Annotated in this window: 13 protein-coding genes and 2 pseudogenes; 2 read left to right on the top strand and 13 right to left on the bottom strand. The window is 65.1% G+C overall.

Going from position 1 to position 15938, the window contains the following annotated elements:
* Positions 1-40: 40 nt before the first annotated feature.
* The 10 genes and pseudogenes from AC3QL2_RS08910 to AC3QL2_RS08955 form a co-directional block, all read right to left on the bottom strand.
* Positions 41-1921, bottom strand: a complete 1881-nt coding sequence (locus AC3QL2_RS08910; protein ID WP_493233177.1) for a TRAP transporter large permease — start codon at positions 1919-1921, stop codon at positions 41-43.
* 162 nt (positions 1922-2083) lie between these two features.
* Positions 2084-2380, bottom strand: a pseudogene (locus tag AC3QL2_RS08915) (hypothetical protein); the annotation flags it as partial.
* Positions 2352-2963 (bottom strand): annotated as a pseudogene (locus AC3QL2_RS08920) (TRAP transporter substrate-binding protein); the annotation flags it as partial. The pseudogenes AC3QL2_RS08920 and AC3QL2_RS08915, both read right to left, overlap by 29 nt.
* A gap of 324 nt (positions 2964-3287) precedes the next feature.
* Entirely contained in the window at positions 3288-4658 is a 1371-nt protein-coding gene (locus AC3QL2_RS08925; RefSeq protein WP_493233179.1) for an NAD(P)(+) transhydrogenase (Re/Si-specific) subunit beta, read from the bottom strand.
* Positions 4655-4912: an NAD(P) transhydrogenase subunit alpha part 2 gene (locus AC3QL2_RS08930; protein ID WP_493233180.1), complete on the bottom strand. Its 258-nt coding sequence runs from the start codon at positions 4910-4912 to the stop codon at positions 4655-4657. Before AC3QL2_RS08930 ends, AC3QL2_RS08925 begins: the two co-directional genes overlap by 4 nt.
* A 45-nt stretch (positions 4913-4957) precedes the next feature.
* A complete protein-coding gene (locus tag AC3QL2_RS08935; RefSeq protein ID WP_493233181.1) occupies positions 4958-6100 on the bottom strand; it encodes an NAD(P) transhydrogenase subunit alpha in 1143 nt (380 codons plus the stop codon).
* Between the two features lie 181 nt (positions 6101-6281).
* Positions 6282-7148, bottom strand: a complete 867-nt coding sequence (locus AC3QL2_RS08940) for a transporter (protein ID WP_374485122.1) — start codon at positions 7146-7148, stop codon at positions 6282-6284.
* Between the two features lie 141 nt (positions 7149-7289).
* Positions 7290-8723 carry an aldehyde dehydrogenase gene (aldA, locus tag AC3QL2_RS08945; RefSeq protein ID WP_493233182.1) on the bottom strand — a complete coding sequence of 478 codons (1434 nt, stop codon included), beginning with the start codon at positions 8721-8723 and terminating at the stop codon, positions 7290-7292.
* A gap of 97 nt (positions 8724-8820) precedes the next feature.
* Positions 8821-10560, bottom strand: a complete 1740-nt coding sequence (locus tag AC3QL2_RS08950) for a PQQ-dependent dehydrogenase, methanol/ethanol family (RefSeq protein WP_493233183.1) — start codon at positions 10558-10560, stop codon at positions 8821-8823.
* Positions 10561-10626: 66 nt separating this feature from the next.
* On the bottom strand, positions 10627-11082 hold the full coding sequence (locus AC3QL2_RS08955) for a QcrA and Rieske domain-containing protein (RefSeq protein WP_493233184.1): 456 nt from the start codon (positions 11080-11082) through the stop codon (positions 10627-10629).
* Between the two features lie 456 nt (positions 11083-11538).
* On the opposite strand from AC3QL2_RS08955, the gene AC3QL2_RS08960 reads away from it, so the two are divergent.
* Positions 11539-11847 carry a DUF5710 domain-containing protein gene (locus AC3QL2_RS08960; protein WP_493233185.1) on the top strand — a complete coding sequence of 103 codons (309 nt, stop codon included), beginning with the start codon at positions 11539-11541 and terminating at the stop codon, positions 11845-11847.
* Positions 11848-11969: 122 nt separating this feature from the next.
* Entirely contained in the window at positions 11970-12392 is a 423-nt protein-coding gene (locus AC3QL2_RS08965; RefSeq protein ID WP_493233186.1) for a bacteriohemerythrin, read from the top strand.
* Between the two features lie 87 nt (positions 12393-12479).
* Here AC3QL2_RS08965 and AC3QL2_RS08970 read toward each other — a convergent pair whose 3' ends face one another.
* The 3 genes from AC3QL2_RS08970 to AC3QL2_RS08980 form a co-directional block, all read right to left on the bottom strand.
* Positions 12480-13070 (bottom strand): hypothetical protein, encoded by a 591-nt coding sequence (locus AC3QL2_RS08970; RefSeq protein WP_493233187.1) that lies wholly within the window; start codon positions 13068-13070, stop codon positions 12480-12482.
* Positions 13071-13201: 131 nt separating this feature from the next.
* Positions 13202-14389, bottom strand: coding sequence for an efflux RND transporter periplasmic adaptor subunit (locus tag AC3QL2_RS08975; protein WP_493233188.1), 1188 nt, complete (start codon positions 14387-14389; stop codon positions 13202-13204).
* Between the two features lie 10 nt (positions 14390-14399).
* Positions 14400-15890 (bottom strand): efflux transporter outer membrane subunit, encoded by a 1491-nt coding sequence (locus AC3QL2_RS08980; protein ID WP_493233189.1) that lies wholly within the window; start codon positions 15888-15890, stop codon positions 14400-14402.
* Positions 15891-15938 lie beyond the last annotated feature (48 nt).

Consider the following 15938-nt stretch of genomic DNA (forward strand, 5'->3'; position numbering starts at 1 on the left):
TCGATTGTTCTGACAACTCGGGCCCGCGAGCCCGTTCATTTCACAGCAGCCCGGTCGACAGCCACGGCACGGCAGCAACGACGACCAGGCCAACGAGCAAGGCGAACACGTACGGGAGGATCGGCCTCACCCCCTCCTCCGGGCGGACCCGCCCGATTGCACAAGCCGCGTAGTAGCCGACCCCGAAGGGCGGCGCGAACAGTCCGACCCCCATGGACAGCACGACGACCATCGCGTAATGCACTTCATGCACCCCGACCGCCCGCGCAATGGGGAACAGCAGCGGGCCGAACAGCACGATGGCCGGAATACCTTCGAGCACCGAGCCGAGGATCACGAAGGCCACGATGGAGACGGCGAGGAACATGGCGCGGCCACCGGGCAACGACACCATGAAGTCCGCCAGGCTGGCGGAAAACCCGGACTGGGTCAGGGACCAGGCCATGCCGGTGGCCGTGCCGATGATGAGCAGAATCGCGCCCGACAAGGCCGCCGTCTCGACGAGCATCGGATATAGCCGCGACCACTGCGTGCCGCGGTAGATCAGCAGGCCGACCAGCAGCGCATAGGCGATGCCGAGGGTGGACACCTCGGTGGCGGTGGCCACGCCCTGCACCACCGCGGCGCGGATCACGAAGGGCAACGCCAGGGCCGGCAGGGCGACCACGAAGGCCCGCCCGATGTCCGCACGGCTGGCCTTGCGCACCCCCTCGAGCGACTCGTTGCGATAGCGCCACCAGACCACCGCACACAGGGTCAGTCCGAGCACCACGCCGGGCAGCATGCCGCCGGTGAACAAGGCGGCGATCGACACCCCCGTGACCGAGCCGATGGTGATCAGCACCAGGCTGGGCGGAATGGTCTCCGTCTGCGCCCCGGTGGCAGCCAGCAGCGCGACCAGGTCGCCGGGCTTGGCGCCACGCTGACGCATCTCCGGAAACAGCACCGGGGCGACCGCCGCCATGTCGGCCACCTTCGAGCCGGAGATGCCGGACACCAGGTACATGGCGCCGAGCAACACGTAGTGCAAGCCGCCCTTCACATGCCCGAGCAGGCTGGCCAGGAAAGCCACCATCGCCCGCGCCATGCCGGTCATCTCGATCAGCAGGCCTAGGAACACGAACAGCGGGACCGACAGCAGGATCAGGTGCGACATGCCTTCATCCATGCGCCCCACCAGCACGCTCACCGGCATGGAGGTGGTCAACGCGAGGAAGCCGAAGGTGGCCAGGCCAAAGGACACGGCGATCGGCACGCCGATCAGCACCGTCGTCGCCGTCACGCCGACGAAGAAGACGATCAGGTTGAAGTTGCCCAATTCCTTCAACAGCGGTCCGGCCAGCCAGAACGCGCCGCACGCGGCAAGCGTCGTCGCCGCCGCCGCCAGCACCAGCCCCCAATGGGACGTGCGCAGCAGGCGGATGAAGGCCATCAGCGCCATCAGCACCAGCCCGACCGGCAAGGCTGCGGCGCGCCAGGCATTGGACAACTCCAGCGCCGGCGTCGTCACGAAGACCTCGTCCGCCGCGTACTCGTAGGCCGGCCCGAGGATCAGCAGCAGGAAGGCCACGGCCGCCGCGATGGCGACGGTATCCAGGAAGGCCCGCCGGTGCGGCGACATCTTGCTGACCAGGGCCGTCATCCGCATGTGTTCGCCGCGCCGGAAGGCGACTACCGCCCCCATGCTGGCCAGCCACAGGAACAGGATGGAAGCCAGTTCGTCCGTCCACACCAGCGGCGCGCTCAGGAAGTAGCGCGACAACACGCCGGCGAACAGCACACCGATCTCCGCAACGATGAGCAGCGCGGCGACGGCCTCGATCGCCCCCGCCAACAGGCGCTCAGCCCACAAGGCCCCTTTCGCCCAGCCATTGGGCGACGCCCCATTGGCCGGCGCCAGGGATTGCACCAGGGTGTTCATGATGGTCTCCCTTGCTCAAGCGAGGTCGCCCGCGTACTGCTTGAGCAAGGCCCAGGCCTCCGGCCCGAACTTGTCCCGCGCCTGGGCGTAGAAGCCGCGGGCGCTCAGGGCTTTGCGGAAAGCCATCGTGTCCACATCATTGAAGACCAGGCCGCGCCCTTCGAGCACCTTGCGCAGTTCGTTGCCGGCCCGCGCCATGTCCTCGCGCTGGCGCCGCGCCCCGGCGTTGATGTGCTTGGCGATGACCTGCTGGACGTCCGCCGGAAGGGACTTCCAGACGCGGCCGTTGGCGACGAACCAGAACTCGCTCCACGCGTGGTTGCTGAGGGAGCAGTATTTCTGGACTTCGTAGAACTTGGCCGACTCGATCAGTCGCCAGCGCGTTTTCCTGGCCGTCGGCAACCTTGGTCTGCAGCGCCTGATAGGCCTCGCTGAGCGGCAGGCTGACCGGCGCGGCATCGACGGCCTTGAACATCGACACCCACAGCGGCACCACCGGCACGCGGATCTTGAAGTTGCGCAGATCCTCCGGCGTGCGGATCGGGCGCGTGCTGCTGGTGATCTGGCGGAAGCCGTTGTCCCAGACGGTATCGAAGGGCACCAGGTTGACCTTCTCGATCCCCTGGCGGATGTGCTTGCCCAGCGCGCCGTCCATCGCCGCCCAGACCTTGTCGTAGCCGGAGAAGGCGAAACCGACGCCGGTGATCGCAGTAACCGGGATCAGCGTGGACATCACGGTGCCCGGGAAGGTGGCCATTTCGAGCGCGCCAGAGCGGATCTGCGACATCATGTCCGAGTCGCTGCCCAGCTGGTTGTTGGGAAACAGCTGGATGGCCACGCGCCCGTGGGTCTCGGCGGTGATCGCATCGATGGCCTCCTTCAGGCGCACATTCACCGAGTGCGTCATCGGGAGATCGGTGCCGAGTTTCAGCTTGAACTCGGGCGCCTTGCCGGTCTGCGCCAGCACCGGGCGGCTCAGGGCCGCGGCTCCGGCAGCGATGCTTGCGGCGGCCAGAAACTGCCTGCGGGTGAAAGTGGCCATGTCTTGTCTCCTCGTATAGTATTTTTCGCGCCGTGGTCCGTGCGCGGACTTTCCGGGACATCGCCAGGATCAGATGATCGACTTCCCCGGGCAAAACTCTGAATTCAGAATTCTTAAAGACATGGTCAGTGTATTTTGAATTCAGAGTTTGTCAATATCTGTTTTGCCCATCATGTGTCCGGACTCCGGCGAAGCTCCTGCAATGCGTCGCCGCCGCTGAAATGGGCGCCCAAATGCACGATGCCGCCGGCCCGCTCCTCTTGAGCAGACCGGCGGCATCGACTTCAGGCCGGGAAGAACAGGCGGGCGACAGGCGCCCTGCCCTTACTGCGCGAGCAGCTTGATCTGCTGGATCATCTCGGCTACCGCCTGCTGGGCGGAACCATAGAGCAGGCGCGTGTTGTCGCCGTAGAACAAGGCGTTGTCGATACCGGAGTAGCCCGTCCCCTTGCCCCGCTTCACGACGATGACGTTGCGCGCGTGGTCGGCGTTGAGGATGGGCATGCCGTAGATCGGGCTGGACTTGTCGGTTCGTGCCGACGGATTGACCACGTCGTTGGCACCGATCACCAGCGCCACGTCGGCCTGGGCGAAGTCACCGTTGACCTCCTCAAGATCGAGGATCTTCTCGTAGGGCACGCCCGCCTCGGCCAGCAGCACGTTCATATGCCCCGGCATGCGGCCCGCCACCGGGTGGATGGCGAACACCACCTCGACACCGGCCTCTTCCAGCAGCTCCGACATCTCCCACACCTTGTGCTGGGCGCCCGCCACCGCCATGCCGTAGCCCGGCACGATGATGACTTTCTGCGCGTAGCTCATCAGTGAGGCCGCATCCATTGCGGAAACCGGCTTCTGCTCACCACTGACGGCCTCACCGTCGCCCCCCGCCACCGGCACGAACAGCACGTTGGCGAGAGGACGGTTCATGGCCTTGGCCATTAGCTGGGTCAGCAGGGTGCCAGCGGCACCGACGACGATGCCGGCGACGATCAGCGCCGGATTGCCCAGCACATAACCTTCGAAGCCCACGGCCAGTCCGGTGAAGGCGTTGAACAAGGAAATCACCACCGGCATGTCCGCCCCGCCGATGGGCAGCGTGACAACGACGCCGAGCAGCAGCGCCACCAGGAAGAAGCCCATGACCAGCAGGGGCCGGAGATCTGGATAGAGCATGATGGCAGCCCCGAGGCCACCCGCTAATAAGGCCAGGCCAACATTGATGCCGTTCTGCCCCGGCAGTCGGATCGCGCTGTTTAGGCTCCCACGCAGCTTGGCCCAGGCCACGACGGAGCCGGAGAAGGACACCGCGCCGATCAAGGCGCCGAAGGTCGCCAGCAGCGTCACCGAGGGCGCACTGAGCCCGCCGCGATAGAACTCCAGCAGCGCAATGGCTGCCGCCGCGCCACCGCCGAGGCCGTTGTAGATGGCCACCATCTGCGGCATGTCGGTCATCGCCACCTTCTTGCCGGAGATCCATGCCGAGCTACCCCCCAGCGCAATGGCCAGGATGATCAACCCATAGTTCGACATGCCCGGCCACAGGAAGGTGGCGAGCGTCGCCAGCAGCATGCCGGCGCCGGCCCAGACGATGCCGCGCCGGGCCCGGACCGGCGAGCTCATCCCCTTGAGACCCAGGATGAACAGCACCGTCGACGCAAAATAGCTCGCCTCGATCAAGGGCAGCGTGCTCATGAGCGCTCTCCCCTGCCCTTGAACATTCCCAGCATGCGCTCGGTCACCACGTAGCCGCCGGCGGCATTCGCCGCCCCCAGCAGCACGGCGATGAAGCCAATGGCCTGCTCGAGCGGCCCATGGGCCTCGCCCAACGCGATCATGCCGCCGACCAGCACCACACCGTGCACGAAGTTGGAACCGGACATCAACGGGGTATGCAGGATCACCGGCACCTTGGAGATGACCTCATAACCGGTGAATGCCGCCAACATGAATATATAAACTGCAATCAAGCCTTCCAAGACAACGCTCCCATATCAAAGGCAAAGGCCATGCGCCCGCCGTACTCCTTCATGACGGATCTCGCCGTCATGGGTCAGGCAGGTCCCCGCGACCACTTCGTCATTCCAGTCGAGCACCAGCTCACCATCCTTGATCAGCGGGGACAGGAAATTGAACAGGTTGCGTGCATACATTTCAGATGCATGCACCGGCATGCGGCTGGCGATGTCGATCGGGCCGATGAGCAGCACCTCGCCGACCCGGATCTTTTCACCCGGCTGCGTGCCGGCCACGTTGCCGCCGCTTTCCGCCGCCAGGTCGACGACCACCGCACCGGGACGCATGGCGCGCAGCATGTCGACATCGACGATCAGCGGCGCCCGCTTGCCGGGCACGGCGGCGGTGGTGATCAACGCATCACAATCGGCAATCGCCTTGGTGAGCCTTTCCCGCTGCAGACGCACCTCGTCTGCCGACAACTCCCGTGCATAGCCGCCGGCGCCGCTGGCGGTAACGCCGGCGTCCACGAAGCGGGCACCCAGGGATTCGATCTGCTCGCGGGTCTCCGGCCGTACGTCGTAGCCGGACACCATCGCGCCGAGACGGCGGGCGGTCGCCATGGCCTGCAGGCCGGCGACGCCGGCGCCGATGACCAGCACCTTGGCCGGCCGGATCGTGCCTGCCGCATAGGTCAGCATCGGAAAGAACTTCGGGCAATGGTCGGCGGCGATCAGTGCGCATTCGTAACCAGCCACCGCGGCCTGGCTGGACAGCACGTCCATGCTCTGGGCGCGGCTGATACGCGGCAACAGCTCCATTGCAAAGCTCGTCAGCCCGCGCCGTGCCAGTTCGCCGACGCGCGAGGCATCATTCCAGGACTGCAGGCTGCCGATCAGCACGCTGCTCGGCTTCATCGTTTGCAGTACGTCAACAGCGGGCGGCTGGATGCACAGAAGGACATCCGACTCCGCGTACAACTGCGCCGCCGTATCGACCAGATCGATGCCGGCAAAGGCTTCGTCGGCAAAATGGGCTGTCTGTCCGGCGCCACGCTGCATGAGCACCCGCGCGCCCAACTGCCGGTACTTGCCGGCCACCTCCGGGGTCAACGGGAGGCGGCGTTCCCCGGGACGGAACGTCCTCGGGATACCGATCGTTATGCTCGTCTTGCTGGTCATCGCTATTCGAATAAGGAAAGGGAAGGCGCCCGCTCCGGTGGAAGAAGGGAGGTTTCCGGAGAAGAAGAATCACCAGGCGTTCACGACGCCTTCCCAGAAAATCGGGGTCCGCAGAGCTCCAAGAGGAGCCCTGCGGAATGGGCCGGTCAGGAGAGACGACCGGCCCGGCTAAAACAATCGATCAGAAGACGTAAGCGAACTTCACGTTGAGGTTGTTGGAGACCGGGGCGTTGGAGCCCTCGATACCCTTGGAGTAATGCACGGCGATGGAGGAATGGTCATAGGTGTGGAACATGACCCCGAACACAGCAGCGGTTTCATGACCGCCCGGATTGCCATTGACGGACTGGTTGTTCTGATAATCCAGGCCGATGTACGGCTCGAGCAGGCCGGTGGCGCGGTAGCCCAGACGGTTGTTCAGGTGCCAGTAGTCGGCCGGACGCGAACCGGTCACCGAATCGCCATTGAAGTGGTAACCGAAGTTGCCGACGTAGTTGACCTTGTCGAACTGGGCATCCCAGAAGATGGAACCCAGCACATCCCAGCGATCACCGCCGCCGACCGCCTTGTCACCCACCGGCACGGACACGAACAGGTCGGTACCCAGGGTCCAGTTGTCCGCCGGTTTGTACCAGGCGGCGAAACCGGTGATCGGGTCGCCCATGCCACCGGTGGAGGTACGCGCAGTCTTGTCGCGGACACCCACTTCAGGAACGATCACTTCCCAGGCCAGGCCCACCTTGGAGCTGAATTCCGGGGTCCACAGGCGGACATACTTGGTCAGGCCGACCATGGTGTCGGAGCTGTTGGCGGAACGATTCTTGTGGCTGCCGGAATCCCACACATCGCGCGTGTTTTGCAGCGTCGCGTACTGCACGAAGATGTTGAACGGCTTGAAGTCCACCGGCAGGGCGTACTCGTGGGGGCTGATGAAGCGACGATCGACCTGCGCGTTGGCGGCGGTGCCGATGGCGGCCAGGGCGACCAGTACAGCGCCCTTCAGCAGGGCCTTCGACTTGCGCTGCTTGTTGTTGATGTGATTTGCCATTTCTTGTGTCTCCTCTGTGGTTCTCTGCCAAAAATTTGGGACAACACCGCCCTGACGGGCGATCGGCATGCGATCGCCCGGGCTGGCTGGTGCTGGATACGGCTTTGGAATTGCTGCGCTGGGACCTGGCAGCAATGCGGATCAGTGGGTCTGCAGATAGACCACGTGGGTTTCGGTGAACTCGTACAAACCGTGCTTGCCGTCGGCCCCGCCGATACCGGACTTGCGGCGGCCGGCGTGGAAGCCCTGCATGGCCTCGAAGTGCTCGCGATTGATGTATGTCTCGCCGAAGCGCAGCTCCGCAGTGGCCTTCATCGCGGCGTTCAGATCGCGGGTGAAGATGGAGGAGGTCAGGCCGTACTCGGAGTCGTTGGCCAGCGCCAGGGCCTCGTCCAGGTCCTCGACGATCTGGATCGGCAGGACCGGTCCAAAGATTTCCTTTCTCATCACGTCCATGCTGGAAGTGCAGCCGACGAGCACGGTTGGCTCGAAGTGGAAGCCGGCACGATCGGCCACCTTGCCACCGGTCAGCACTTCGGCACCTTGCTGACGGGCGCTTTCAACGAGGGCCGCGACCTTGTCCAGACCGATGCGGTTCACCAACGGGCCCATATGCAGGTCGGTCTCGCTCATCGGGTTGCCGTAGCGCGTCTCGGCCATCAGCGCCGTAACCTTCTCGGCCAGCGCCTGGGCCACGCCACGCTGCACATAGACGCGCTCGGCGGCATTGCAGACTTGCCCGGTGTTGAGCACGCGGGAGGCATGCAGGGCGCGGGCGGTCAGATCCAGGTCGGCATCGTTCAGCACGATGGCCGGCGCCTTGCCACCCAGTTCCAGATTGACGCGGGTCAGGTTGCGCGCGGCGGCTTCCATGATGCGGATGCCGGTATCGACGCTGCCAGTGAAGGTGACCAGGCCGACATCCTTGTGGGAGGACAGCATCGCGCCGGTCTTGCCGCCACCGCTCACCAGGTTGAACACGCCGGCGGGCAGGTCGCACTCCGCCACGAGTTGTGCGAACTCATAGGCGTTCAGCGGGGTTTCCTCGCTGGACTTGATCACGATGGTGTTGCCGGTGACGAGCGCCGGCGCCAGCTTGCGGGCGATCAGGAAGAACGGGAAATTCCACGGCAGGATGCCGGCCACCACACCGATGGGCTTGCGATGCACGAAGATTGTCTCGCCCGGACGATCGCTCTGCACGATCTCGCCCTCGATGCGGCGCGCCCATTCGGCCATGTAGTCGATATAGTTGGCAGTGAAGTCCACCTCGACGCGCGCCAGGTCGAGGATCTTGCCCTGCTCCTGGGTGATGGTCTGGGCCAGGCGCTCCTTGTTGTCGCGGATCTTATTGGCGATCTTGCGCAGGTGGGTGGCACGCTGGATCGCGGGCAGCCTTTCCCAGGCCGGCTGGGCGCGACGGGCCGCCTCGACGGCACGATCCACATCTTCCTGGGTGGAGTCGGGAACACTGCCAAGGACTTCATGGGTGGCTGGGTTACGGACTTCGATCTGACCGCCGCCGAGCGCGCCGACGAACTGGTTGTCGATGTAGTTGAGACAGACTTTATTCATTTTGGATTACCTCCGGGCGTAACGACACCTGGGCACAGGGCCCATGAACACGATCCAGGATGGCCCGGCGTGACGCCGGGCCGACGGAGTTAGAGGCTTACTTCGAGAGCTTGTAGACCATCACGGTGCCGCCCTGCGGAACGTTGGTCTTTTCACCCAGCAGGCGGTCGATGCCGCCCTGCATGCGCTGGGAATCCACACCCCAGCCGGACTGCACGGCGATGTACTGCTCACCATCCACCTCGAAGGTCGTCGGCACGCCAGTGACACCCGACGGCGTGGCAGCTTCCCACAGCTTCTCGCCGGTCTTGGCATTGAAGGCGCGGAACATGCGGTCGTTGGTACCGCCGGCGAAGAGGAGATTGCCGCCAGTAGTCAGCAGCGGGCCCCAGTTGAAGGTCGGGAACTTATGCGTCCACACCTGCTTGCCCGTCTTAAGGTCCCAGGCCTGGATTTCCCCGATGGTCTTGGGCGCCGTATCGCTACCCTTGGCCCAACGCAGGCCGGTCAGGATCGCCTCGATCGGGTAACCGATGTACAGGTCACCCTTCTTGTACTTGGTCGGCTCCGGCTCAGGCAGCTCCGCGCACAGGTTGTTGTTGGCCGGCACGTAGAGCAGGCCGGTCTGCGGGTTGTAGGCCTCCGGCGTCCAGTCCTTGCCGCCCCACAGGGACGGGCAGAAATGCACATCGCCCTTGCCCACGCCCGGACGACGATTCTCGAAATAGGTCGAACGGCCGGTCTTCGGATCGATGGACTTGATCGTGTTGTTGTTCACGAACGGGTAGGCATCGACGAAGTTCAGCTTCTGGCCATTGCGTTCGAGCACCCACAGGTAGCCGTTGCGGCCGGCATGCACCGCCAGTTGGCGCTTCTTACCCTTGACTTCCTGGTCGATCAGCAGCGGGGCGGAGACTTCGTCCCAGTCCCAGGCATCGTTCGGGTTGTACTGGAAGTGGCCCTGCAGCTTGCCGGTATCCACGTCGAGCACGATGGTCGAGCCGGTGTAGAGGTTGTCGCCCTTGCGACCTTCGGTCGGCCACGGCGCCGGGTTGCCGGTGCCCCAGTAGGCCAGGTTGGTCTTGGAATCGTAGGAGCCGGTCACCCAGATGCTGCCACCACCGTTCTTGTAGGCGCCTTCCGGCCAGGTATCGCCGCCCGGCTCACCCGGGGCCGCCGTCGTGTAGGTACGCCAGGCTTCCGTACCGGTTTCCGCATCGTAGGCAGCGACGAAGCCACGGACGCCGGTTTCGCCGCCCGAGGAGCCGATCATGATCTTGCCCTTGGCGGCCAGCGGCGCTAGGGTGACGTAGTTGAGCGCCTTCCAGTCGCCCACCGCCTTCTTCCACACTTCCTTGCCGGTCTTGGCGTCCAGTGCCACCAGATAGGCATCGACAGTGGCGACATAGACCTTGTCACCGTACAGGGCCACCCCCCGGTTGGTCGGATGCAGTTGCAGCAGCTCGGCTGGCAGCTCCTTCTTGTAGCGCCAGAGCTCCTTGCCCGACTTGGCATCGAGCGCGATTACCTGAGCGCCCGGCGTCGTGACGAACATATAGCCGTTGTTGACGATCGGGGGCGACTGATGGCCCTCGGTCTGGCCGGTGGCGAAAGCCCAGGCCAGGGTCAGCTTGCCGACGTTGGCGTCGGTGATCGATGCCAGGGGGCTGTAGCCCCAACCCGCATAGTTGCCGCGATACTGCAACCAGTTGGCCGGCTCCGGGTTGCTCAGCCGGGCATCCGTCACTGGCCGGTAATCGCCAAGGGCCGCCACCGCCAATGCCGATGACATAACACAGGCCGTACCGACAGCCAGGCGCGTCACGATTCGCTTCATTTGTTTGTCTCCAGTTGTGATTAGAGCGGCTTCTTGGTGGCCGCCAGTGCGAAAAATCTGAGGGTGTCAGCCCGCCGGCGCGTAACCGGGAGGTGCGGTGAAATCGCCAGCAACGACGAGGGTGTCGCCCTTGAGGGAAAGGGGAAGCAAGGGCAAGGGCCGCGGCGCAGGTCCGCCCATCACGGCGCCAGCCTGGGTCGGAGAGAACTTGGAACCGTGGCAGAAGCAGGCGAGCACTTGCTCCTTGGCCATCCAGGTCTTCACGTCACAACCGTTGTGGGTACACACGGAGGAAAAGGCCAGCACGCCGCCTGCGGAAACGGCTTTCAGCCTGGCATCCAGCTCCGACTCGGCGAAGCGGATCAGCACCACCTTGTTCAATCGCGTCTCGGAGCGGGGTTGCTTCTTGGCAGCATCGAAAGGGAAGGCCAGCAGCGGCTTGCCCGGCTTGAGATCCGCCACCTTGAGCGGCGTCGGCTCGCCGTCGGCATCGTCTTCCACCAGCAGGTCGCCAGGGACCACTCGTGCAACCACACTTCCCTGGCCCGCGTGGGCGCTCCGCCCGGCCAACGTCAAGCCGGCCACCAATCCACCGGCAGCCAGACGGAGGACCCTGCGGCGATCTTCATTTCCCAAGGCCTGACTCGAGCAGGCGCAACTGCAGTCTTTCGCGTTCATTCCGATGTCTCCATGTCAAGCCCTGACGCCACCTGCGGCACTGGGCTGTTCTCCTTTTGGGTACGGCCGTTTTTTAGCGACTATACAAACTCTGAATTCAGAGTGCAACAAAAGTGCGGAATTTTTTGAACACTGAATTCAATTCGACCATGAAATATCAGTCGGAATGCAGCCCGGCTGATGCGAGGACGTACAATCGATGGAGAAAAGATGCCGACCCGGAAGCGCCGACCGTGACCACAGAATCTTTGGCAATCCACCAGGCCAGGCAACCCGGATCACAGACAAGGACCCACGCCAATGCGCACCAACCTCCAAGTACCATTTGCCGAAAAGGACGATGCCAAGCGCCTTGGCGCGCGCTGGGACCCGGTCAACAAGACCTGGTACGTGAAGGACACCGAGGATCTGGCCGCCTTCGCCCGCTGGCTTCCCGCACCCGGGGACGCCGCAGCAGCGCCGCCATCCAAGCCCACCCCTCGCAGCAAACCCGCCACGGCATCGGCTATGGTGAAGGTCGGGGTGCGCTACTTCGAACTCGACTGCGACTGCCTGCCGTGGGAAGGCTGCCCGAAGTGCCAGGCCATCGTCGCCACGAAGGATTGGTGAAACAACGCTTCCATACCCAAACTGTCCATTTTCGATACAAATCCATCCTCCCCATGGATTTGTATCCATGTATCCTCACGTGGAAGAATGAGACATACCAAAACAAATAAGGGGACAGAAAAATGGAAATCGTCAGACCGGGATTGATCACCGGAAACAAGATCATCGACCAGCAGCACCAGGAGATACTGACCCTCGCCCGCGAAGCGATGAGCCGCTTCGACGAGAGCCGTGGCGGCAACTCGAGCGAGTTTCACACCCTGCTCAATAACCTGGCCACGCTGGCCGCCAGGCATTTTCATACCGAGGAAGCCCTCCTGCGCCGCAACGGCTGCCCGACGCTCGAGGCGCATCAGAAGGAACACGCCGCGTTCAGCGAACGGATCCTCGACCTGCTGATGAAGGCCATGGCCGGGAATCTCGACCGCAGCGGGCTGTTGAGCGTCATGGAAGACTGGACGACGCATCACCTGCTGGTGTCGGACGCCGCCTGCAGCCCCTACATGCAGGATCGCAAGCGCAGCAGTTCCGCCCACGCGGAATAAGCCCCCAGCCGCCCCCGGCGCAGCCGCTTCGGACACACGGGCGCCCAAATCGGCGCAGCCCGGGTCACAAGAGCCCGGGCAGACGACCTACATCAACACTGGTTCGATGCGCTCGCCGGTCGACTCCATGCGCGCGGCCACCTGGGCCTTGGACGGCACAGGCTTCTTGTCCGCGGCCTTTGGCCTGGCCGGGAGCTTCAGGCCGCGCCCCAGGCGCGCACCGAAAAAGCCGAACAAACCACCGAACACGCTGGCCACCAGCGAGCCGATGATCGGCACCGGCGAGGCCGGCTGCATGGCCGGGGTTGCCGACGCCGCATGGGCGCGCTTCAGCTCGGAGTGGGCCTGGCTGAGGCCACCGACCTGACGGCCCAGTTCCTCGACGCGACTCTCCAGTTGCCGATTGGCGTTTTCCAGTTCGGTCATCCGCCGGACGACTTCCGGCGGAATCGCCGGGGCCGGCGCCGGAATACTCTTCCTGGCGACGGGCGGGGACGCCTTTTCCTTGTGCTCCTTGTGGGCAGCGGGCTTCACGGCCGCCTTCTTCGGTGCAGCCTTGCTGGCCGCAGCACTCTTGGTGGCGGGGGTTGCCGCGTGATGTGCGGCTTCATGCGTAGCGGCTTGGGCGCCAAGGGAGACGGCCAGCGCCAGGCCTGGAAGGATGTGACGATAAGGCATGGACTTCTTGTGCAAGCGTTTAGGTGCGGGCCGCCTGAGCTGCCAGAAACAGGCCCCGGGCCACGAAGATGGCGTCGATTCCCGCACGGAACGCGGGCAAACGCCGGAGGATTGATTGCGAAGGCGTGATTCTAAGCCTGATCATCGGACACCGGCTTGACCACGTCGCCGACATGGAGCTCGCCCTGGGGCTTGGTCACGACGCGGCTGCGCTCATCGAGCCCGGACGTGATCTCGATCCAGTCATCCTTGGTCCGGCCGACACCGACTTCGACCGCCTGGATCTTGTTGTCCGCATCGACGATCAACACCCGCGCGCTGCCCTTCTGGCGCTGCACCGCAGCGACCGGCACGGCGAGTACCTTGTGGCGGCCCAGCAGGATGCTGCCGGAGACGTTCAGCCCGGCCTTGAGATCGGTATCCGCAGGCAGATCCACATAGACCAGGCCGTTGCGGCTCGTCAGGTCGATGGTCGGCGACACCAGGCGGATGTGGCCCTTCACGTCGGGCCCGAGGGGGCTGTCGACGGTCACGTCCTGCCCGCGCGCCAGCTTGCCGAGCAGTTCGCCCTTCACTTCGGCGCGCCACTCCAGGCGCCCCTGGCGGATCATGCGGAACAACTCGCTGCCGGCCTGCACGATGGTGCCTTCGGCGGCGAAGCTGGCCGAGATCAGGCCGTCATCCGGCGCCACCAGCGTCGCGTACTGCATGCGCAGCTGCTGGCGCCTTTCCTGCGCCCGCGCGGCGTTCACACGGGCGTCGGCGGTGTGCTTCTGGGTTTCGTAGAGGGTCAGCTCCTGCTGGCTGACGCCGCCCGACGGCGCCAGGCGTTTGCCGCGCTCCAGCGTGGCGACCGCCTGGGCCAGCGTCGCCTCGGCCTCGGCCACCTGGGCCTTGGCTGCGTCGATATCGGTTTCCACCGTGGCCGTATCCAGGCGCGCCAGCACCTGCCCCTTCTTGACCTGATCGCCGACATTCACCATCACGCTGGACAGGCGCAGCCCGCCCACTTCGGCACCGATGCGCGTCTCCTGCCACGGCATCACGTTGCCGCTGGCGCGGATCAGGTCGGGCCACACGGCTGACTTGGGATGCAGGCAGGACACCACACGTGGCGCCGGCGGTGGGGGCGGCGGCGCAACCACCACCGGGGCGGCAGGTGCGACCTTGGCCGGCGGGGCAGGATTTGCGGACTGGGACGCCACCGCCTGCTCGGCGCTCGAGAACGACGCCGAACCGAGCATCAAAGCCATCGGCGTGGCCAGCGCCAGCGCCGAGACGGTGCATTTCTTCAGGAAGGATTGATTCGCGAAAGACAAGATTGGAACCTCAATTCGGAGCCGGTGCATCGGCCGCCACGGTGCGGTGGGCCGGGTCGGCCGCCGACGCATAGTGCGCCCCGCCCCCGGTCGCCCGGTTCAGCGCGATCCACGCCTGCAGACGCTCCTGCTGGACGCTCAGATAGGTTTGCTGGGCCGTGAGCATGGAGCGCCGGGCATCCTCTAGCTCGAGCAGATTGCTGGCCCCCTCGCGGAAGCGGACCTCGACGGATTCGAAGAAGCGCTGGTACTCGCTGCCGGAAATACGCGCATTTTCCGCCCTTTCGTGGGCCGCCGCATACCGGGTCAGGGCGTCCTCCATCTCCTGGATGGCCTGGCGGATCCGCGCCTTGTAGTCGGCCAGCGCCTCGTCGTAGCGGGATTTGGCCAACTCCACCGCCGCCTTGCGCCGCCCGCCGTCAAAGATCGGCAGGCTCACCGACGGCCCGAAGGACCACGAGCCGAAGGACACGCTGCCGCTGCCACCGCTTTTGTTCGCCGTGAAGCCGAAATCCCCATTGAGGGTCAGGCGCGGGTAACGATCCGCCTCGGCCAGGCCGATGTCCGCCGACGCCGCCGCCAGGCTGCGCTCGGCGGAACGCACGTCCGGCCGCTGCATCAGCGCGTCGCGGGGGATGGAAATGTCGAAGTGTTTGGGCACCGGCAGGCGTTCCAGCCCGGTCGGTTTGTCGGCCATCGCCAACATCAGCTCGGGCCGCGGAATGCCGGTCAGGCGCGTCAGCTGGTTCTCCAGGCGCTCGCACTGGGCCCGCGTCGCCGCCAACTGGGTGCGCGCCTCGGCCACCGAGGCGGTGCTGCGGATGGCCTGGTAGGGCGCGGTGAAACCTTCCTTCACGCTGGCCTCGGTCAGCCGCGCGGTGGCTTCCCGCGAGGCCACGTCCTGCTCGCTGAGCGCCGCGTAGGACTGGCAGGCCCGGTAGCTCAGATAGGCGTCCGCAACGTCGGCGGCAAGGCTGACCCGCGCGTCGGCCAGCGTCGCCGCCTGCGCCGCTTCGCGCGCCAGCGCCCCTTCCCGGCCGCGGCGCACCGAGCCGAAGAGATCGATCTCCCAGGAGGAATTCATCGACAGCCAAGACTGCGTGAACGTCCTGCTGTTCGACGCACCGGAGGCCTGCACGCCGCTGGAACCATCCACCGTCGGCGAGGCCGCCGCGTTGGCCTGCCCGGTCAGCGAGCGGGACTGGTTGAGCTTGGCCATTGCCGCCTCCAGCGTCGGGCTGCTCGCAAAGGCCTTGTCCACCATGTGGTCGAGCACCGGGTCGGACAGCTCCGCCCACCAGTTGACCGGCATGTCCTTCACCCCGGCGCCCTTCACGGATGCCGGCGCCGGCACGTCCGAGCGGGACGTCCATTTGTTCGGCACGTCGGCCGCCGACAGCTCCGGAGACTTGTAATTGGGCCCCACCGCCGTACATCCGCCGAGCACGCACAAGCAGGCCAGCGAGGTCCAGCGAATGTCCTTCAGGGCTTGAAACAGCATGTTCTTGAACTTCTTACCTTCGACTGCGCCGGGGACAGGGCCCGCTCG

The organism is Zoogloea sp. GW822-FHT05C07, assembly GCF_058800215.1.

What these genes read in the sequence shown, in the direction of transcription:
- AC3QL2_RS08910 (WP_493233177.1), bottom strand. Translation starts at nt 1,921, where the DNA reads ATGAACACCCTGGTGCAATCCCTGGCGCCGGCCAATGGGGCGTCGCCC.
- AC3QL2_RS08925 (WP_493233179.1), bottom strand. Translation starts at nt 4,658, where the DNA reads ATGAGCACGCTGCCCTTGATCGAGGCGAGCTATTTTGCGTCGACGGTG.
- AC3QL2_RS08930 (WP_493233180.1), bottom strand. Translation starts at nt 4,912, where the DNA reads ATGTTGGCGGCATTCACCGGTTATGAGGTCATCTCCAAGGTGCCGGTG.
- AC3QL2_RS08935 (WP_493233181.1), bottom strand. Translation starts at nt 6,100, where the DNA reads ATGACCAGCAAGACGAGCATAACGATCGGTATCCCGAGGACGTTCCGT.
- AC3QL2_RS08940 (WP_374485122.1), bottom strand. Translation starts at nt 7,148, where the DNA reads ATGGCAAATCACATCAACAACAAGCAGCGCAAGTCGAAGGCCCTGCTG.
- aldA (WP_493233182.1), bottom strand. Translation starts at nt 8,723, where the DNA reads ATGAATAAAGTCTGTCTCAACTACATCGACAACCAGTTCGTCGGCGCG.
- AC3QL2_RS08950 (WP_493233183.1), bottom strand. Translation starts at nt 10,560, where the DNA reads ATGAAGCGAATCGTGACGCGCCTGGCTGTCGGTACGGCCTGTGTTATG.
- AC3QL2_RS08960 (WP_493233185.1), top strand. Translation starts at nt 11,539, where the DNA reads ATGCGCACCAACCTCCAAGTACCATTTGCCGAAAAGGACGATGCCAAG.
- AC3QL2_RS08965 (WP_493233186.1), top strand. Translation starts at nt 11,970, where the DNA reads ATGGAAATCGTCAGACCGGGATTGATCACCGGAAACAAGATCATCGAC.
- AC3QL2_RS08970 (WP_493233187.1), bottom strand. Translation starts at nt 13,070, where the DNA reads ATGCCTTATCGTCACATCCTTCCAGGCCTGGCGCTGGCCGTCTCCCTT.
- AC3QL2_RS08980 (WP_493233189.1), bottom strand. Translation starts at nt 15,890, where the DNA reads ATGCTGTTTCAAGCCCTGAAGGACATTCGCTGGACCTCGCTGGCCTGC.